The organism is Micromonospora sp. NPDC000089, assembly GCF_042899365.1.
In the GTDB taxonomy this organism is placed as follows: domain Bacteria; phylum Actinomycetota; class Actinomycetes; order Mycobacteriales; family Micromonosporaceae; genus Micromonospora.
On the sequence record NZ_JBIAZT010000004.1, the window covers coordinates 123,485 to 141,520 of the forward strand.

The window sequence follows — 18,036 nt, forward strand, 5'->3', positions numbered from 1 at the left end:
CGGACACGCCGACGCCCGGGCCACCACACAGTCCGGCCCCCGAGTATGTGTCCCCGAACCATGTGCGGCCGGCCACCCGGCTCGTAACTTCTTGCGCCATGACGGTAGAACCCGTGGCGGTCCCCCACGTCGTACGCGTCGACCTCTCCGGTCGCAGCGCCCTGGTGACCGGTGGTGGCGGCGGCATCGGCCGGGCCTGCGCGCTGCGGCTGGCGGCGGCGGGCGCGACGGTGCTGGTGGTGGACCGCAACGTCGAGGCGGCCAGGGCGGTGGCCGCGGAGACGGGTGGCCGGGCCGAGGGGGTCGACCTGGCCGACCCGGCCGCCGTGGACCGGCTCGACGCCGACGTGGACATCGTGGTGAACAACGCCGGCCTGCAGCACGTCGCGCAGCTGCCCGACTTCCCGCCCGAGCGCTTCGCCCACCTGCAGCGGGTGATGGTGGAGGCGCCGTTCCGGCTGATCCGCCGCGCGCTGCCGCACATGTACGCGCGGGGCTGGGGGCGGATCGTGAACATCTCCTCGGTGCACGGGCTGCGCGCCTCGCCGTACAAGGCGGCGTACGTGGCGGCCAAGCACGGGCTGGAAGGACTGTCCAAGGTGGTCGCGCTGGAGGGTGCCGCGCACGGCGTGACCAGCAACTGCATCAACCCGGCGTACGTGCGCACCGCGCTGGTGCAGAGCCAGATCGCCGACCAGGCGGCCAGTCACGGCATCGGCGAGGACGAGGTGGTCGAGCAGGTGATGCTGACCCGGGCGGCGATCAAGCGGCTGATCGAGCCGGAGGAGGTCGCCGAGCTGCTGGCGTACCTCTGCTCACCGCCGGCGGCCTTCATCACCGGCGCCTCGATCGCCCTCGACGGGGGCTGGACGGCGAGCTAGTGGTCCCGCGCACAATGGCGCTCATGTCGTCACCGGTGGAGTTCCTCGAACTGCTCGCCCGGGAGGCGGCCGCGGTCGAGTTCGAGGGACCGCTGGTGGCGGCCCGGGCCGCCGGGCTGCCCGCCGAGCGGCTGGCCGAGCTGGAGCAGGCGAAGCTGGTCGCGCTGCGGGTGCGCGGGTTGCTGGAGCGGCGCCGGCGGCGGGAGGTCGAGCTGTCCGGCCTGTACGACACCGCGGGCGACCTGGCCGGCCTGCGCGACCTGGACGACGTGCTGCGGGCCATCGCGCATCGGGCCCGGCACCTGCTCGGCGCGGACGTGGCGTACATGACGCTCAACGACGACGAGCGCGGCGACACCTACATGCGGGTCACCGACGGGTCGGTCTCGGCCCGCTTCCAGCGGTTACGGCTGGAGCTGGGCGACGGGCTCGGCGGGCTGGTGGCGCAGACCGGCACCCCGTACGTGACCGCGAACTACGCCGAGGACGAGCGCTTCCACCACACCGGGGAGATCGACTCGGGGGTCGGCGAGGAGGGCCTGGTGGCCATCCTCGGGGTGCCGCTGCGGCTCGGCTCCAGCGTGATCGGGGTGCTGTACGCGGCGAACCGGTCGGCCCGGCCGTTCGCCCGCGAGGAGGTGGCCCTGCTGGTGTCGCTGGCGGCGCACGCGGCGGTGGCCATCGACACCGCCCGGCTGCTCGCCGAGACCCGCTCGGCGCTGGCCGAGCTCTCCGCGGCGAACACCACCATCCGGGCGCACAGCAGCTCGGTGGAGCGGGCCGCGGCGGCGCACGACCGGATGACCGCGCTGGTGCTGCGCGGCGGCGGGATGCAGGACGTGGCGGCGGCGGTCACCGAGGTGCTCGGCGGGGCGCTGCTGGCGTTGGACGCACAGGGGCGGCTGCTGGCCCGGGTCGGCGCGATCGAGGAGCCCGACCGGGCGGACCTGGTGGAGGCGGTGGCGGCGTCCCGTACCGAGGGGCGCAGCGTGCGGCGCGGCCCGCTCTGGTACGCCGCGGTGGTCGCCGGCACGGAGAACCTGGGCGCGCTGCTGCTGCGCCCGGACGACGAGCTGGTCGACGCCGACCAGCGGATCCTGGAGCGCGCCGCGCTGGTGACCGCGCTGCTGCTGCTGTTCCGCCGGACGGTGGCCGACGCCGAGGGGCGGGTGCGGGGCGAGCTGCTGGACGACCTGATCGCCCGGCCGCTGCGGGACACCGACGCGCTGCGCGGCCGGGCCCGCCGGCTCGGGGTGGACCTGGACGCGCCGCACGTGCTGGTGGCGGTCGGCGACGACGCCATCGCCGCCACCGGTTCCGCCCGGCAGCGGGTGCTGTCCTGGGCCACCACGTACGCCTCGACCCGGGGCGGCCTGGCGGCGGCGCGGGACGGCCGGGTGGTGCTGATGCTCCCCGGTCGGGACGCCGGCGGCAGTGCCCGGGCGGTGGCCCGGGACCTGTCCCGGGTGACCGGCCGGCGGGTGACCGCCGGGGCGAGTGGCCCGGCGACCGGGCCGACCGGGTTGGCCGCGACGTTCACCGAGGCGGCGCGCTGCCTGACCGCGCTCGGCGCGCTGGGCCGCACCGGCGAGGGGGCGAGCACCGCCGAGCTGGGCTTCGTCGGGCTGCTGCTGGGCACGGTCGGCGACCAGGGCGAGCGGGACGTGGCCCGGTTCCTGGGCGCCACAGTGGGGCCGGTGGTCGACTACGACGCCCGGCGGGGCACGGCGCTGGTGAAGACGCTGGAGGCGTACTTCGGGGTGGGCGGCAGCCTGGCCCGGGCCGCGGAGCTGCTGCACGTGCACGTCAACACGGTGACCCAGCGGCTGGAGCGGGTGGGCCAGCTGCTCGGGGCCGACTGGCAGCGCCCGGAGCGGGCGCTGGAGGTACAGCTGGCGCTGCGCCTGCACCGGCTGCGCACCCCGGCAGCCTGACCGGTCAGCGGGCCCGGATGCCGTCCAGGACGGCGTCGACGACCCGCTCGGGCAGGATCGTGTCGTCCAGCTCCGGATGCCAGCGCAGCATCCGCTGCACCAGCATCGGGCCGGTGAGCAGCGCCATCGTCACCTCGACGTCGATCTCGGCGCGCAGCTCACCGTTCCGGATCCCCCGGTGCAGCACCTCGCGCATCAGCATGCGCCGCGGCTCGATGATGTTCTGGTAGAGCTGGAAGTGGTCCGGGCTACGGTTCACCTCGGGCACCAGGCACGGCATGATCTTCGTCGCCCGCGGGTCGGTGTTCTGCCCGATCGCGCCGGTCAGCAGGACCAGGTCGTCGCGGACGGAGTCCCCGGCCGGCTGCGGCAGGACGCCCTTGAGCCGGCGCAGCGCGTCGAGCAGCAGCGCTTCCTTGCCCGGCCAGCGCCGGTAGATGGTGGCCTTGCCGACGCCGGCCCGGGAGGCGATGGCCTCGATCGAGAGCGCCTCGATCGTGCTGCCCTCGGCGAGCAGGTCGAGGGTGGCCTCGATGATGGCCTCGTCCGCGCGGGTGCTCCGCGGTCGCCCGGGCGACCGCGGAGCATCGGCGGTGGAAGTCATGTCAGACATTGTTCCCGAACCTATGCGGTTCCGGCCATCTCCGGTTCGCCGGCCGACGGTGCGGCGGTCGGGCGGGCGCCGTCGTCGGTGCGGCCGGGCATCCAGCGGAGCACGATCAGGATGCCCAGGGCGGCGACCACCCCGGAGAGCGCCGCCGCCCAGTGCATGGCCGAGACGAAGGCGTCGTTGGCCGCCGCGATCAGCTTCGGCGCCGCCGGCCCCAACTGACCCGCCGCGGCGTACGCCCCGGAGACCGACTCGTTCGCCGCCTCGCGGGCCGGGGCGGGCAGCCCGTCGAGCGCCGAGGCGATGTCCTCCCGGTAGACGGCCGAGAGGACCGAGCCGAGCACGGCCACCCCCAGCGCGCCGGAGACCTGCCGGACCGTGTTGCTGATCGCGGAGCCGACGCCGGCCTTCTCCCGCGGCAGCGCCGACATGATCGACTCGGTGGCCGGCGGCATGATGTTGGCCATTCCGGTGCCCTGGAGGAGGTAGGCCACCAGCACCACCCAGATCGGGGTGGCCGCGTCGATGAAGGCGAAGGACGCCAGCGCGACGGTGGTCAGCCCGAGACCGACAGTGGCGACTGCCCGGCCGCCGTACCGGCGGACCATCGCCGCACTGCGCGGCGCGAAGATCAGCTGGGCGCCGGCGAACGGCAGGAACAGCAGGCCGGTCTCGAGCGGGCTGTAACCGCGGACCAGTTGCAGGTAGAACGAGCTGAAGAACAGGACGCCCATGGCGGCGAAGAAGACCAGGCCGACGATCGCCACCGGGGCGGCGAAGCGCGGCACCCGGAACAGCCGGACGTCCAGCGAGGGGTGGTCGCTGCGCCGCTCGTGGTTGATGAACCAGGCCAGCACCGCCAGGCCGCCGACGATCGAGGCCCACACCACCGGACGGTCGAAGCCGTGCTCGCCGCCGTCGATGATCCCGTACGTGAGGGCGATCAGGCCGACCACCGAGAGCGCCACGCCGAGCACGTCGACCCGGCCGGGGTTGGGATCGCGGGACTCCGGCACCAGCACCGCCACCAGGACAACGCCGGCCACCACCACCGGCACGTTGATCAGGAAGACGGAACCCCACCAGTAGTGCTCCAGCAGCGCGCCGCCGAGGATCGGGCCGATCGCCACGGCGAGGCCGACCGCGCCGGCCCAGATCCCGATCGCCCGGCCCCGCTCCCGGGGGTCGAAGACGTTCGAGATGATCGAGAGGGTGACCGGCATGATCGCCGCGCCCCCGATGCCCATCAGGGCGCGGGTTGCGATCAGCTGGCCCGGGTCCTGCGCGTACGCGGACAGCAGCGAGGCCAGACCGAAGAGCACCAGCCCGGTCAGCAGGAACCGGCGCCGGCCGAAGCGGTCGCCGAGCACGCCGAAGGTGAAGAGCAGTCCGGCGAAGACCAGCGTGTAGGAGTTGATCGCCCACTCCAGCTCGCCCTGGCTGGCCCCGAGGCCGTGCACCGGGTCGGCCAGGGTGCGCAGGGCGACGTTGAGGATCGTGTTGTCGAGGACGACGACGAGGAGGCTGATCACCAGCACTCCGAGGATCGCCCACCGCCTCGGATGCCCGGTGTTCTCGTGCGGTTCCATGTAGCCCGGTTCTCCCCCCGGCTAACCCGCGTCGCGATACGATACGGGGCAGACTCGTAACGGTCAGAGCGTAGGACGCGCGGTTTCGATACGGAACCGAATCGTATCGTTTGTGGCGGGCGTCACTCGACCATTCCCGGAACTCCTCCCGACCCGCCGCGACACTTTCGGGTGCGCCGCCCGGCCCACTCGCCGCCCGGCCCACTCGCCGCCCGGCCACTCGCCGCCCGTCCCGCCGGGCTCGCCCGCTCGGCGACAACTCCGACCGCTGCTTTCACCGTCGCGGGAAGAGGCCCGGCGGACCCAGTTCCCGGTGCCGCCGGGAGCCCGGGCCGATGGCCGGGCCCATCGGCCGGCGGCTGAACGCTTTACGGGTGCAGTTGTTGTTGCCCGGACGACAACAAACGCACCCGATCCCCCGATGCGCCACCCGAGGCCCCACGGTCGGCCCGCAGTCGCCAGGCAGATCCGAGTCGAATGTCCGGTCTCGGATGGCCGGCCCGTGGCGGTGTCGGCACCCCCGGGCCGTCGCCTGAAGGCCCGCACGGAAGGCCACCACCCCGCCACCCACCCCGTTGATCATGTGTTTGACGGCAACGGAAGAGCGGCGGGGTCAAGGGGTGAGTGCAATCGTCAGGCGGCGATGAGGTGAGCCAGACGCTGGGCTGGGGTGTTCCAGCCCAGCGTTTCGCGGGGTCGGGTGTTGAGTTGGTGGGCGACGTCGTCCAGGCCGTTCTGGTCGATGGTGCGGAAGTCATAGCTGCTTTTGGGGAAGTACTGGCGCAGGAGCCCGTTGGTGTTCTCGTTGGTGCCGCGTTGCCAGGGGCTGTGGGGGTCGCAGAAGTAGACCGGGCAGCCGGTGGCGACGGTGAAAACCGGGTGGGTGGCCATCTCCACACCTTGGTCCCAGGTCAGCGACCGGCGCAGGTGTGCCGGCATGCGGGCGGCCAGGGCGGTGAGGACACCGATGACGGCTGCGCTGTCGCGGCCGTGGGGCAGAGCGCCGAGCATCACGTAACGGGTGGCTCGTTCCACCAGGGTCACGATCGCTGAGGCTCCGGCCTTGCCGATGACCAGGTCACCTTCCCAGTGCCCGGGCACCGCCCGGTCGGTGGCCTCCGCGGGCCGGTGACTGATGTGCAGGTCCCCGATCCAGGGACGCCGACTACGGGCGGCTCCCGCGGCACGTGACTGCGGGCGCCGCTGGGTGCGACCCGAGCGCAGCGCCACCTGCCGGGTCAACTCCGCCCGCAGGTTCCCCCGCGACTGCACATAGATCGCCTGGTAGATCGTCTCGTGGGACACCTGCAACTCCGGCCGGTCGGCGAACGTGGCCCGCAACCACGCGGCGATCTGCTTCGGAGACCACCTACGGGCCAGTTTCCCCGCCACCACCTGCCGCAGCCGCGTACCCACCGCCAGCTTCGAGGTCACCGGCCGCCGCCGAGCCGCGTCAGCCCGCCGCTGCGCCCACTGCGCCTGATACCCCCACCGATACGGATGCCGAGCCCGCCCAGACGGCAGCGACCGCCCGAGCGGGTTCTTCGTCCCATGCCGCGCACTGTTGTTCCGCGCCACCTCCCGCGACACCGTGCACACCGGCACCCCGAGAACCTCCGCGATCTGCGAGATCGTCCGACCCGAAGCCCACAAATGCTCCAACACCTGCCGATGCCCGAACGTCAACACACCCGGCCTCGCCACCAGCACCTCCAGCCCAACCAAGATCAGTTGCACTGAAGCCTAGAAACCGCCAGCTCCACACCGCCGCTAGCCTCATGATCAACAGGGTGGGGCCGCCGACGGGACGCACGGGGGCGGGGTGGGGTGGGGTCAGCCGGGTGGGCGGCGGCAGGCGGAGAGGGCGGCGGCGAAGCTGGTCAGCCGGATCGACGGGGGCGGCACGGGCTCGATCCAACCCGGGCCGGCGCCGAGCACGCGTACCCCCGGGAAGTCCCGGCCGAAGCGGACCAGGCGGTACGCGCGGCCGGTGAGCGGGGTCTGCGACCAGACCAGCACGGTGTGCGGGCGGACCCGGTGCACGGCGGACCCGAGCGCCGCCCAGGGCAGCGCCGGGCCCAGGTGCAGGCAGCCGCGGCCCTCCTCGCGCAACGCGGCGGCGAGGGCGTGCAGCCCCAGGCAGTGCGCCTCGTGTTCGGCGCCGGCCAGCATCACCCCGCCCGGCGGGAGCTGCCGGCCGGGCTGGCGGCGGTGCACGTCCAGGCCGATCCGTACGCCCTCGGAGAGCGCGTGCTCGACGGCGATCTCGGCGGCGTCCTGCCCGCGCAGCGCCGCCAGCAGCGGCACGCAGACCCGCTCCCAGACCGACGCCACGCCCAGCTCGTCGGCCGACTCCAGCAGGGCGGCGGCGACCTGGTTGGCGTCGAGGTCCTCGGCGGCGGCCGAGAGCCGCTTGCGGGCCGTCTCGACGGCCGGTTCTGACAACACCAGACGTACTCCCGGGTAGGTGGTTCCTACCAGGGGATTCGGTGCGCGGGCCCGGTTCGGATGCGCCGGGCCGGCAGATTCACCGGCGTCGAGCGGCCAGCAGGCGCAGCACGTACGCCGCCACGGTGCCCCAGACCCCGCGCCGGAACAGCAGCACGACCAGGACGAAGATGCCGCCGGTGACCAGGCCGATCGCCTCGAAGCCGGAGAACGACAGCCAGTCCTCCAGCCGGACCACGATCGCCGCGCCGAGCACCCCGCCCCAGAGCGTGCCGATACCACCGAGGACCACCACGATGACCGCCTTGCCGGAGGTGGTCCAGTGCAGCACGTCCAGGGAGACGAACCGGTGACCGACCGCGAACAGCCCGCCGCCCAGCCCGGCGATGAAGCCGGAGAGCACGAAGGCGGTCAGCTTGTACCGGTGCACCGGGTAGCCGAGCGCCCGGGCCCGGGCCGGGTTGTCCCGGATGCCGACCAGCACCCGGCCGAACGGCGAGTGCACGATCCGCCAGGCCGCGGCCAGGCCGAGCAGCACGATCGGCAGGATCGCGTAGTAGAAGTAGTAGTCGTCGCTGAGATCCGCTCCGAAGAGCGAGCGGGGCACCCCCTGCAGGCCGTTCTCGCCCCGGGTCACCGAGCGCCACTCGTTGGCCACGTAGTAGACCAGCTGCGCGAAGGCCAGGGTGACCATCGCGAAGTAGATGCCGGTCCGCTTCACCGCCAGGTAGCCGATCGGCAGCGCCAGCGCCGCGGCGGCCAGCGCCCCGGCCAGCACCGCGGCCGGGAAGGGCAGGCCGGCGTGGATCGCCACCAGACCGGTGACGTACGCCGAGGTGCCCCAGAACGCGGCGTGCCCGAAGGACATCAGCCCGGTGAAGCCGAGCAGCAGGTCCACCGAGACGGCGAGCAGCGCCCAGCAGAGGATGTCCACCGCTACCGCCGGGTAGAGCCCGTTCGGCAGCCAGAGCGCGGCGGCCAGGCCGGCGGCGAGCAGCGCGTAGCGGACCCAGCCGGGCGCCCGGGCGACGGTGAGCAGGCCGGAGCGGGCCGGAGCCGCCTCGGTGTCCACGGTGGCGGTCATGCCGAGCTGACCGGGCATGCCCTCACGGCCCTCGCTCCGCTCGGTGCGTTCGGTCATGCCGAGCCGACCGGGCATGCCCTCACGGCCCTCGCTCCGCTCGGTGCGTTCGGTCATGCCGAGCCGACCGGGCATGTCCTCACGGCCCTCGCTCCGCTCGGTGCGTTCGGTCATGCCGGTGCCTCCTCACGGCCGAACAGCCCCGTCGGCCGCCACAGCAGCACGGCGGCCATCACCACGAACACGACGGTCTGGGACACGATCGGGTAGTCGGACAGGTACGCCTCGGCCCACGCCTGGACCAGGCCGATGCCGAAGCCGGCGGCCACCGAGCCGAAGATCGAGCCCAGTCCGCCGATCACCACCACCGCGAAGACCACGATGATCAGGTCGGCGCCCATCAGCGGGTTGACCGCGCGCATCGGCGCGGCGAGCACCCCGGCCAGCCCGGCCAGGGCGATGCCGAAGCCGAACACCGGGGTCACCCAGCGCCCGACGTCGATGCCGAGCGCCCGGGTCAGCTCGGGCCGCTCGGTCGACGCCCGGACCACCGTGCCGACCCGGGTGCGGGTCAGCACCCACCAGACCGCCCCGCAGAGCAGCACCGCGAAGCCGAGGATGAAGACCCGGTACGTCGGGAAGTCGAACAGCCCGAAGTCGACCGAGCCGCCCAGCGCGGCGGGGGTGGCGTACGGGCTGGACTGCACGCCGTACCGGGTCTTCACCAGATCCTGAAGGATCAGCGTGAGGCCGAAGGTGAGCAGGAAGTTGTAGAGCGGGTCGAGCCGGGTCAGCCGGTGGATGAGCGTCCGCTCCAGCAGCATGCCGAGCAGGCCCAGCCCGACCGGCATGATCACCAGGGCCGCCCAGAACGTCACGTCCGCCTCGGTGAGCAGCACGTACGCCCCGTAGGCGCCGAGCATGTAGAACGCGCCGTGGGCGAAGTTGACCACCCGGAGCATGCCGAAGATGACCGCCAGCCCGAGGGCGAGCAGGGCGTAGAACGCCCCGCTCACCAGCCCGTTGAAGGTGTTCTGCAGGAAGCCGGCCATGGTCAGAGCTTGCAGTCGGCCGAGGGCGCACGGAACGCCTCCGCCGCCGGGATGGTCTTGAGCACCTTGACGTAGTCCCACGGCTCGGTGACCTCGGCCTGCGGCTTGACCTGGGCCAGGTACGCGTCGTGGATCACCCGGTGGTCCTCCGCGCGGATCTTGCCGTTACGCAGGAAGACGTCGTCGACGGTCTTGCCTTCGAGCCCCTTGACCACCGTGTCCGCGTCGTCGGTGCCGGCGGCCTGCACCGCCTCGAGATACTGCGTCGCGGCCGAGTAGTTGGCCGCGTGCGCGAACGACGGCCGGGTGCCCGTCTCGGACTGGAACCGGTCGGCCCAGTCCCGGTTCTGCTTGTCGAAGTTCCAGTACCAGGCGTCGGTGTAGGTGGTGCCGGCCAGCGCCGCCGGGGTGAGCGAGTGGATGTCGGTGATGAACATCAGGCCGACCGCCAGCCCGATCCCCTTGTCCCGCAGCTTGAACTCGTTGTACTGCTTGACCACGTTGACCAGCTCCGCGCCGGCCTGCATGGTGCCGAGCACCTGCGGCTTCGGGTTCATCCCGGCGGCCTTGAGCAGGAACGACGAGTAGTCGCCGGAGGTGTTCGGGAACGGCGCCCCGTCCTTGCCGATCACCTGCCCGCCGGCCTGGGCGATCGCGGCGGAGAAGCTCTTCTCCATGTCCTGGCCGAAGGCGTAGTTCGGGTAGAGGATGTACCAGTTCCTGCCCACCTGCTCGGTGGTGGTCCTCCCGGTGCCGTTGGCCAGCATGTACGTGTCGTACGCGTAGTGGAACGTGTACTTGTTGCAGCTCTTGCCGGTCAGCTCGGTGGTGGCCGCGCCGATGTTGAAGTAGAGCTTCTTCTTCTCCTTCGCCACGTCGGCGACCTTCAGCGCGGCCGACGAGGTCGGCACGTCGAGGATCAGGTCGACGCCCCGGCGGTCGTACATCTCACTCGCCTTGGCGTTGGCGACGTCCGGCTTGTTCTGGTGGTCGGCGGTCTCCACGGTGATGTCCTTGGTCACCGCCTTGTCGCCGTACTTCGCCTTGAAGTCGGCGATGGCCATCTCCACGGCCTTGACCGAGTTCTTCCCGGACAGCTCCGAGTAGGCCCCGGACTGGTCGTTGAGCACCCCCAGCACGATCTTGTCGCCGGTCAGCTTCTGGTCCCCGCCGGACGCCGGACCACCGCCGCCACACCCGGCCGCCACCAGCGCCACCGCCGCCGACGCGGCGGCCACCCCCACGCTCCTACGCATGTCCGTCCCTTCGTACCGCGCGGTCCGCGCGGGTCAGCCGTCGAATTCAGATCCCGAGGTACGCCAGCAGCTCGCGCTCCCGCGAGCGCACCTCGGAGTTGTCCATCGCCTCCACCACGCGCCCCTCGGCCAGCAGGTAGTGCCGGTCGGCGACGCCGGTGGCGAAGTGCAGGTTCTGCTCGACCAGCAGCACGGTCACCCCGTGCCGCTTGGCCTCCCGCAGCAGGTCGCCGACCTGCCGCACGAGCAGCGGCGAGAGCCCCTCGGTGGGCTCGTCGCAGAGCAGCAGCCGGGCGCCCATCCGCAGCACCCGGGCCAGCGCGAGCATCTGCTGCTCACCGCCGGAGAGCGTGGTGGCCGCCGAGTCGCGCCGGTCGTACAGCGCGGGAAACGCCTCGTACACCCGCGACAGCGGCCACGGGTCGGGGCCGACCCGGGGCGGCAGGGTCAGGTTCTCGGTGACGGTGAGGGTCGCGTACGCGCCCCGGTCGTCGGGCACCCAGCCGAGCCCGAGCCGCGCCCGTTTGTGCGCCGGCAGCCGGGTCAGGTCCCGGCCGTCCAGCGCCACCGTGCCGCGCTGGCCGGGGTGCAGCCCCATCACGCAGCGCAGCAGGGTGGACTTGCCGGCGCCGTTGCGGCCGACCAGGGTGACCACCTCGCCGGCGGCGACGTCCAGGCTCACCTCCCGCAGCACCCGCGCCTCGCCGTACGAGGCCGACAGGTTCTCAACGCGCAGCATCGGCGGCTCCCAGGTAGGCGGTGACGACCCGCTCGTCGGCGCGGACCTGCTCGTACGGGCCCTCGACCAGGACCCGGCCGGCCTGCAGGACGGTGACGGTGTCCGCCAGCCGGCCGACGACGCTCATGTTGTGCTCGACCAGCACCACGGTCCGGCCGGCGCGGACCGTCGCGATCAGCTCCACCGTGCGGTCGACGTCCTCCAGGCCCATCCCGGCGGTCGGCTCGTCCAGCAACAGCACCTTCGGGTCCAGGGCGAGCGCGATGGCCAGCTCCAAGGCCCGCTTGCGCCCGTACGCCAGGGCCTCGGACGGCGCCTCGGCCAGCTCGGCCAGGCCGACCAGGGCCAACAGCTCGACGGCCCGGTCCCGGTAGCGGTCCATCAGCTTCGCCGACCGCCAGAACCGCCAGCCCAGCCCGCTCGGGCCCTGTAGCGCCAGCTCCACGTGCTCCCGGGCGGTCAGCTGCGGAAAGAGGCTGGTGATCTGGAACGACCGGGCCACCCCCAGCCGGGCGACCCGCTCCGGTGGCAGGCCGGTGAGGTCCCGGCCGGCCAGCTCGATCCGCCCGGCGGTCGGCGGCAGGAAGCCGGTGAGCAGGTTGAACAGCGTGGTCTTGCCGGCGCCGTTCGGGCCGACCAGGGCGTGCACGCTCTCCGGCGCGACGGCCAGGTCGACGTGGTCGACCGCGCGGAAGCCCCGGAAGTCGCGGGTCAGCCCGTGCGCCGACAGGAGCGCTTGCTCGGCCATCGCCTTCTCCTCCGCGGGTCCCCGGCGACGACCGGGTCGGTGACCTGGGTCACCTGGCCGTCGCGTGCAGGAAACCTACGGCCGGCCGCAGGAGTCGAACCATGTCGATCCCCCACACATTCCGGCCGGTCGACGCGTCGCCGCCGGACATGGCCGCCCCGGTCGGCGCCGCCGAAGCGACATCGACCGGGGTCGGTGACGGTCGACCGGCAGCGCTCCCATGTGGACCGGCCACCTGCCGTACCGACCGTCATCCCGCCGGGGCGTACTCCGGCAGGGTGAGGCCGTCGGCCTTGGCGAAGAACGCCCGGCGGGCCAGCGGCCGCAGCGGGCGGGAGGTGATCGCCCGGATCGAGAAGTCCCGCATCCGGATCGCCGCCGCGCGGGCCGGCAGGAACCCGGAGATCCCGCCGCCGGGCAGCTGCTGGCAGCGCCGAACGTGCCCGCGCAGCGCCGCCTCGTACCGGGCGAAGGCGGTGGCGTGGTCGCCGGGCGCGGCGGCCAGCTCCCCCGCGAGCAGGTAGGCCCCGACCAGGGCGAGGCTGGTGCCCTGCCCGGTGAGCGGGGACGGGCACCAGGCGGCGTCGCCGAGCAGCGCCACCCGGCCCCGGCTCCACCGGTCCATCCGCACCTGCGCGTACAGGTCGAAGTAGAAGTCGGGCGCGTCGGCCAGCGCGGTCAGCAGCTCGGGCGCCCGCCACCCGACATCGGCGAACCGGTCGGCGAGCACCCGCCGCTGCCCGGCGACATCGCCCCGGGCCAGGTCGAGCGGCGCAGAGACGAAGCTGAACAGGGCGGTGACCCGGCCGTGCCGGTTGGGGCGGGTGCCCACCACCCGGCCGCCCGGGACGTTGTGCAGCAGGAACCAGCCGTCCTCGTCCGGGTACGGGGTGGTGAAGGAGGCCAGGTACGCGCCGAGGGGGTGCAGGTACTCCGTCGCCGGCCCGAAGGCCAGCGCCCGGGTGCGGGAGTGCACGCCGTCCGCGCCCACCACCAGCTCCACCGTGCGGGGCGCGGCCCGCTCGAAGGTGACCCGCACCCCGTCCCCGGTCTCGGTCAGGCCCACGATCGAGTCGTCGTGCAGGTACTCCACCCCGTCGCGGGTGGCCTCGTACAGCAGCCGGGCCAGGTCGCCGCGGGCGATCTCCAGGTCGGCCACGATGCCTTCGCCGTCGAAGACGTGCACCGGCATCTCGGCCCGGCGCACCCCGTCGGCGGAGACGTACGCCATCCCCCGCTCGGCGACGCACTCGGCGCGTACCCGTTCGGTGAGGCCCATCCGGTCGACCACCCGGCGGGCGGCGCCCCGGATGTCGACGGCCTGCCCGCCGGGGCGCGGGCCGGCGACCCGCTCGACCACCACCGGCCGCAGGCCGTACCGGCGCAGCCAGAAGGCGAGGGCCGGCCCGGCGATGCCGGCGCCGGAGATGAGCACGGTCCTGTCGTCCACGGATCCCCCTGCGTACGTCGTCCGCCCGGCCGCGCCGGTGGCGGGCGGAGCCGACCGCTCCGCGCCTCGGACGCTAGGCGCGACGTGCAGTCCGGGCCGGCTGCGTACTAGTACGCTGCCCGGCGAGAGGGGCCGGGCCGGCTCCTCGTCCTAGAACGCTCCGCCCGGAGGTGCGCCGTGCCCGCCGCCGAACCGCCGTACCGCCGGATCGCCGCCGAGATCCGCCGGCGGATCGACGGCGGCCAGTTGCGACCGGGTGACCCGGTGCCGTCGGCTCGGCAGCTCACCCGCGAGCACCAGGTGGCGCTGGCCACCGCGAGCCGGGTGCTGGCGGTGCTGCGCGAGGAGGGCGTGGTGCTGACCCGGCCCGGCGCCGGCACGGTGGTGGCGCCGCGCCGGGCGGCCCGGCCGGTGCCCGACCCGCGGCTGAGCCGCGACCGGGTGGTCGGCACGGCGATCGCCCTCGCCGACGCGGGCGGCCTGGCCGCGGTCTCGATGAGGGCGGTGGCCGCGCAGCTCGGGGTGGCGACCATGTCGCTGTACCGGCACGTCCGCGGCCGGGGCGAGCTGGTCGGCCTGATGGCCGACGCCGCGCTCGCGGACCTGTTGCCGCCGACCCGGCCCGCCGGCTGGCGGGCCCAGCTGGAGCTGCTGGCCCGCGTCCAGTGGGCCGCCTACCGGCGACACCGCTGGTTGCCGCACGTCATCTCGATGACCCGGCCGCAGCCACTGCCCCGGGCGATGGCGCACACCGAGTGGGCGCTGCGCGCCACCGCCGGGCTCGGCCTCGACCGGCACACCCGGTGGCACCTGGCGATCACCCTGATGGCCTTCGTCCGGGGGGCCGCCACCGGCCTGGAGGCGGAGGCCCAGGCGGAGCAGGACACCGGCCTGACCGACGAGGAGTGGGTGGAGTCGCACGAGCCGGCGCTGCGCCGGATGATGCCCGGCCGCTACCCGACGCTCGCCACCCTCGCCGAGGAGGGCGACGTCGACCTCACCCTGGACGGCATCGTCGAGTTCGGACTGGCCCGGCTGCTGGACGGCTACGCGGCGGTGATCGGCCGGGCCGGGCACTGACCTCGCGCCCGGCAGGTCCGCACCGGTCAGGGGAAGGTGACCACCCAGCGGGCGCCCTCACCCCGGGCCAGCCGGCCGAACGCGGCGGGCGCCTCGTCCAGCCCGACCAGGCCGCTGATCAGCGGGTCGAGGTCGAGGCTGCCGTCGGCCACCTGGCGGGCCAGGACGGGGACCTCCCGGTCCGGGTCGGACGAGCCGTACATCGAGGAGCGCAGCGTGCGGGCGGAGTGGAAGATCTCCAGCGCGGACAGCTCCAGCACGTCGTCCCGGCCGCCCATGCCTACCACGGTCACCGCTCCCCCGCGCCGGGTCGACCGCCAGGCGGCGCGGATGGTGGCCGCCCGGCCCACGCACTCGAAGGCGTGGTCGACGCCGCGCCCGTCGGTCAGCCCGCGTACCTCCCGGGACAGCCGGTCGTCGGCGAGCAGGAAGTGGGTGGCGCCGGCGGCCAGGGCCGGGGCGCGCTTGGCCTCGGCCACGTCGACCGCGATGATCGGGCCGGCGCCGGCGGCCCGGGCGGCGGTGAGGGCCGACAAGCCGACGCCGCCCAGGCCGATCACCGCGACCGACTCGCCGGCCGCCACCCGGGCGGTGTTGCGCACCGCGCCGGTGCCGGTGAGCACCGCGCAGCCCAGCAGCGCGGCCCGCTCCGGCGGCAGCTCGACGGGGAGTGGCACCACCGCCGTCTCGGGGACGACCACCTCCTCGGCGAACGCCCCGAGGCCGAGCGCGACGTGCAGCGGGGCGCCGTCGGCGGTCTCGCCGCGAGGCACCGTGGAGGCGGTATTGGCGGCGCAGAGCCACGGCTCGCCCTGCCGGCAGAACCAGCAGCGCCGGCAGGCGGGCGACCAGTTCAGCACCACCTGGGCGCCGACCGGCACCCGGGCGCCGGGGCCGGCCTCGGCCACCACGCCGGCGGCCTCGTGCCCGAGCACCACCGGGTACGCCGGGTCCAGCGCCCCGTTGAGCATGGACAGGTCCGAGTGGCAGACCCCGGCAGCGCGGATGCGCACCCGCAGCTGGCCCGGGCCGGGCGCGGGCAGGCGTACCCGCTCGACCCGGGGTGGCGCGCCGGCGGCCCGGGCGACGAGCGCCCTCATCGTCGGCGGACCGGGGACGCGAGGGGCGCGACGGCGAGGTCCATGTCGTCCTTCCCGGGTCGGTGGCTGGCCGACCAGACTAGCAGTGGGAGTTTTACGGCCGGACCAGGCGGGCGTCGGCGACCGGTGGCGCGGCCACGCGGGCGTGCTCGGCGACCAGGCCGTGCAGCAGGGCGTCCAGGCCGAGCGCGAAGGCGCCCTCGTCCACGCTGCGCTGGTGCTCCGCCAGCCGGTGCGCCTGGCCCAGGTGCGGGTAGTGGGCGGCGTACAGCTCCGGGTCCTCGACGAAGCCACGGGCGAACGATCCCAGCGCCGAGCCGGCGACGAAGTAGCGCAGCGCGGCGCCCACGTGGGTGGCCCGGGCGGGCGGCCAGCCGGCCTTGACCAGCGCGCCGTAGACGGCGTCCGCCATGGCCAGCGCGGCCGGCCGCCGCCGAGGCCCCTGGGCCAGGTACGGCACGACGTGCGGGTGCGCGGTGAGCGCCCGCCGGTACGACCACGCCCACCGGCGCAACGCCTCCGGCCACTCGTGCCGGCCGAAGGCGCCGGTGTCCACCGTGGCGGTGACGCTGTCGGCCACCGCGTCCAGGATCGCCTCCCGGTTGGCGAAGTGGTTGTAGAGCGACGGCCCGGCCACGCCCAGCGCGGCGGCCAGCCGCCGGGTGGAGAACGCGGCCAGCCCGCCGTCGTCGATCAGCGCCAGGGCGGCGGCGACGATCCGCTCCCGGGAGAGCACGGGTTGCCGCGGTCGGGGCACGGGCCCTCCTGAGGGTCTGGACGCCGGAAAACTTGCACCGCTAGTTTAGGCGGCGACGACACCGCGACGACGGAGGGACCGGCATGGACTTCTCACTGTCCGACGAGGAACGGGCGATCCGGGACACCGTCCGGTCGTTCGTCACCCGCGAGGTGATGCCGCTGGAGCAGGAGGTGCTGCGCAGGGAGCGCGCGCACCAGCCCGGCGTCACCCGCGACGAGCTGCGGGAGCTGCAGCAGAAGGCGAAGGCGTTCGGCTTCTGGGGGCTGGCCACCCCAGAGGAGTACGGCGGGATGGACCTGCCGGCGGTCATGCAGTCGCTGATCTGGACCGAGCTGGGGCGTACCTTCGTGCCGTTCCGCTTCGGCGGCGAGGCGGACAACATCCTCTTCCACGCCACGCCCGAGCAGCAGAAGGAGTTCCTGCTGCCGACCATCGCCGGCGAGCGGATCTCCTGCTTCGCGATCACCGAGCCGGGCGCCGGGTCGGACGCGGCGAACATCAGGCTGTCGGCCCGCCGTGACGGCGACGACTGGGTGCTCGACGGCGAGAAGACGTTCATCACCAACGGCAACGACGCGGACTTCGCCATCGTGGTGGCGGTGACCGACCGGGACAAGGGCGCCCGCAACGGCGGCGCCACCGCGTTCCTGGTGGACCGGGCGATGGGCTGGCGCTCGGAGTTCATCCAGACCATGGGCGAGGGCGGGCCCGCGTCGCTGGTCTTCGACGGCGTACGGGTGCCGCACCGCAACATCCTGGGCGAGGTCGGGCAGGGCTTCGCGCTGGGCATGGAGTGGATCGGCAAGGGCCGCTACACCATCCCCTCGCACGCGCTGGGCATCGCCGAGCGGGTGCTGCAGATGGCGATCGACCACGCCAACACCCGGGAGACCTTCGGCACGAAGATCGGCGCCAACCAGGCCATCCAGTGGATGATCGCCGACTCGGAGACCGAGCTGGAGGCGGCTCGCTGGCTGGTGCTGCGCTCCGCGTGGACGGTGGACCAGGGCCTGGACCCGCGGCACGCGTCGTCGATGGGCAAGCTCTACGGCGCCGGCATGGTCAACCGGGTGGTGGACCGGGCACTGCAGATCCACGGCGGGATGGGCTACACCCGGGAGCTGCCGATCGAGCGGTGGTACCGGCAGGTGCGGCTCTACCGGATCTTCGAGGGCACCGACGAGATGCAGCGCCTGATCATCTCTCGGGACCTGCTGCGCGGGTACACGAAGATCGGCGGCCACCTGGCCTGAGCGCCGCCGCCCGAGCGAGATCTTGGCGAGTTGTGGTTCGCTCCGAACCACAACT

At 73.6% G+C, this 18,036-nt stretch carries 16 protein-coding genes; 4 read left to right on the forward strand and 12 right to left on the reverse strand.

The features are described 5' to 3' along the window. Positions 1-98: 98 nt before the first annotated feature. Positions 99-881: a 3-hydroxybutyrate dehydrogenase gene (locus ACFY3U_RS10110; RefSeq protein ID WP_387198016.1), complete on the forward strand. Its 783-nt coding sequence runs from the start codon at positions 99-101 to the stop codon at positions 879-881. A gap of 14 nt (positions 882-895) precedes the next feature. After that, the gene (locus ACFY3U_RS10115; protein WP_387198019.1) at positions 896-2,815 is read left to right on the forward strand and encodes a helix-turn-helix domain-containing protein; all 1,920 of its coding nucleotides are present in this window, start codon (positions 896-898) and stop codon (positions 2,813-2,815) included. A gap of 4 nt (positions 2,816-2,819) precedes the next feature. Here the strand turns inward: ACFY3U_RS10115 and ACFY3U_RS10120 are convergent, their stop codons facing one another. The 10 genes from ACFY3U_RS10120 to ACFY3U_RS10165 all read right to left on the reverse strand — a co-directional run bounded on the left by ACFY3U_RS10120 (position 2,820) and on the right by ACFY3U_RS10165 (position 13,788). Beyond that, positions 2,820-3,428 (reverse strand): TetR/AcrR family transcriptional regulator, encoded by a 609-nt coding sequence (locus ACFY3U_RS10120; protein ID WP_387198021.1) that lies wholly within the window; start codon positions 3,426-3,428, stop codon positions 2,820-2,822. An 11-nt stretch (positions 3,429-3,439) separates the two neighbouring features. After that, entirely contained in the window at positions 3,440-5,014 is a 1,575-nt protein-coding gene (locus ACFY3U_RS10125) for an MFS transporter (protein ID WP_387198024.1), read from the reverse strand. 633 nt (positions 5,015-5,647) lie between these two features. Further along, entirely contained in the window at positions 5,648-6,751 is a 1,104-nt protein-coding gene (locus ACFY3U_RS10130) for an IS30 family transposase (RefSeq protein WP_387198027.1), read from the reverse strand. Positions 6,752-6,847: 96 nt separating this feature from the next. After that, positions 6,848-7,462, reverse strand: coding sequence for a transcriptional regulator (locus ACFY3U_RS10135; protein ID WP_387198030.1), 615 nt, complete (start codon positions 7,460-7,462; stop codon positions 6,848-6,850). Between the two features lie 79 nt (positions 7,463-7,541). Beyond that, positions 7,542-8,546: a branched-chain amino acid ABC transporter permease gene (locus tag ACFY3U_RS10140; protein WP_387198838.1), complete on the reverse strand. Its 1,005-nt coding sequence runs from the start codon at positions 8,544-8,546 to the stop codon at positions 7,542-7,544. Positions 8,547-8,713: 167 nt separating this feature from the next. Further along, positions 8,714-9,595 (reverse strand): branched-chain amino acid ABC transporter permease, encoded by an 882-nt coding sequence (locus ACFY3U_RS10145; RefSeq protein WP_387198033.1) that lies wholly within the window; start codon positions 9,593-9,595, stop codon positions 8,714-8,716. 2 nt (positions 9,596-9,597) lie between these two features. Further along, a complete protein-coding gene (locus ACFY3U_RS10150; protein WP_387198036.1) occupies positions 9,598-10,851 on the reverse strand; it encodes an ABC transporter substrate-binding protein in 1,254 nt (417 codons plus the stop codon). A gap of 46 nt (positions 10,852-10,897) precedes the next feature. Next, positions 10,898-11,590, reverse strand: coding sequence for an ABC transporter ATP-binding protein (locus ACFY3U_RS10155; RefSeq protein WP_387198039.1), 693 nt, complete (start codon positions 11,588-11,590; stop codon positions 10,898-10,900). After that, the gene (locus tag ACFY3U_RS10160) at positions 11,577-12,338 is read right to left on the reverse strand and encodes an ABC transporter ATP-binding protein (protein WP_387198043.1); all 762 of its coding nucleotides are present in this window, start codon (positions 12,336-12,338) and stop codon (positions 11,577-11,579) included. Before ACFY3U_RS10160 ends, ACFY3U_RS10155 begins: the two co-directional genes overlap by 14 nt. A gap of 250 nt (positions 12,339-12,588) precedes the next feature. Further along, on the reverse strand, positions 12,589-13,788 hold the full coding sequence (locus ACFY3U_RS10165) for an FAD-dependent monooxygenase (RefSeq protein ID WP_387198046.1): 1,200 nt from the start codon (positions 13,786-13,788) through the stop codon (positions 12,589-12,591). A gap of 177 nt (positions 13,789-13,965) precedes the next feature. Here ACFY3U_RS10165 and ACFY3U_RS10170 point away from each other — a divergent pair, with 177 nt between their 5' ends. After that, positions 13,966-14,868, forward strand: a complete 903-nt coding sequence (locus ACFY3U_RS10170; RefSeq protein ID WP_387198048.1) for a TetR/AcrR family transcriptional regulator C-terminal domain-containing protein — start codon at positions 13,966-13,968, stop codon at positions 14,866-14,868. Positions 14,869-14,894: 26 nt separating this feature from the next. Here the strand turns inward: ACFY3U_RS10170 and ACFY3U_RS10175 are convergent, their stop codons facing one another. Next, positions 14,895-15,968: an alcohol dehydrogenase catalytic domain-containing protein gene (locus ACFY3U_RS10175; protein ID WP_387198050.1), complete on the reverse strand. Its 1,074-nt coding sequence runs from the start codon at positions 15,966-15,968 to the stop codon at positions 14,895-14,897. A gap of 94 nt (positions 15,969-16,062) precedes the next feature. Then, positions 16,063-16,725, reverse strand: a complete 663-nt coding sequence (locus ACFY3U_RS10180) for a TetR/AcrR family transcriptional regulator C-terminal domain-containing protein (RefSeq protein ID WP_387198053.1) — start codon at positions 16,723-16,725, stop codon at positions 16,063-16,065. Between the two features lie 83 nt (positions 16,726-16,808). Here ACFY3U_RS10180 and ACFY3U_RS10185 point away from each other — a divergent pair, with 83 nt between their 5' ends. Further along, positions 16,809-17,981, forward strand: coding sequence for an acyl-CoA dehydrogenase family protein (locus ACFY3U_RS10185; RefSeq protein ID WP_387198056.1), 1,173 nt, complete (start codon positions 16,809-16,811; stop codon positions 17,979-17,981). The last annotated feature ends 55 nt before the right edge of the window (positions 17,982-18,036 follow it).

Excerpts from the sequence above, each read along its gene's own strand:
- ACFY3U_RS10110 (WP_387198016.1), top strand. The coding sequence starts at position 99 with ATGACGGTAGAACCCGTGGCGGTCCCCCACGTCGTACGCGTCGACCTC.
- ACFY3U_RS10115 (WP_387198019.1), top strand. The coding sequence starts at position 896 with ATGGCGCTCATGTCGTCACCGGTGGAGTTCCTCGAACTGCTCGCCCGG.
- ACFY3U_RS10120 (WP_387198021.1), bottom strand. The coding sequence starts at position 3,428 with ATGTCTGACATGACTTCCACCGCCGATGCTCCGCGGTCGCCCGGGCGA.
- ACFY3U_RS10125 (WP_387198024.1), bottom strand. The coding sequence starts at position 5,014 with ATGGAACCGCACGAGAACACCGGGCATCCGAGGCGGTGGGCGATCCTC.
- ACFY3U_RS10140 (WP_387198838.1), bottom strand. The coding sequence starts at position 8,546 with ATGACCGCCACCGTGGACACCGAGGCGGCTCCGGCCCGCTCCGGCCTG.
- ACFY3U_RS10145 (WP_387198033.1), bottom strand. The coding sequence starts at position 9,595 with ATGGCCGGCTTCCTGCAGAACACCTTCAACGGGCTGGTGAGCGGGGCG.
- ACFY3U_RS10150 (WP_387198036.1), bottom strand. The coding sequence starts at position 10,851 with ATGCGTAGGAGCGTGGGGGTGGCCGCCGCGTCGGCGGCGGTGGCGCTG.
- ACFY3U_RS10155 (WP_387198039.1), bottom strand. The coding sequence starts at position 11,590 with ATGCTGCGCGTTGAGAACCTGTCGGCCTCGTACGGCGAGGCGCGGGTG.
- ACFY3U_RS10160 (WP_387198043.1), bottom strand. The coding sequence starts at position 12,338 with ATGGCCGAGCAAGCGCTCCTGTCGGCGCACGGGCTGACCCGCGACTTC.
- ACFY3U_RS10175 (WP_387198050.1), bottom strand. The coding sequence starts at position 15,968 with ATGAGGGCGCTCGTCGCCCGGGCCGCCGGCGCGCCACCCCGGGTCGAG.
- ACFY3U_RS10185 (WP_387198056.1), top strand. The coding sequence starts at position 16,809 with ATGGACTTCTCACTGTCCGACGAGGAACGGGCGATCCGGGACACCGTC.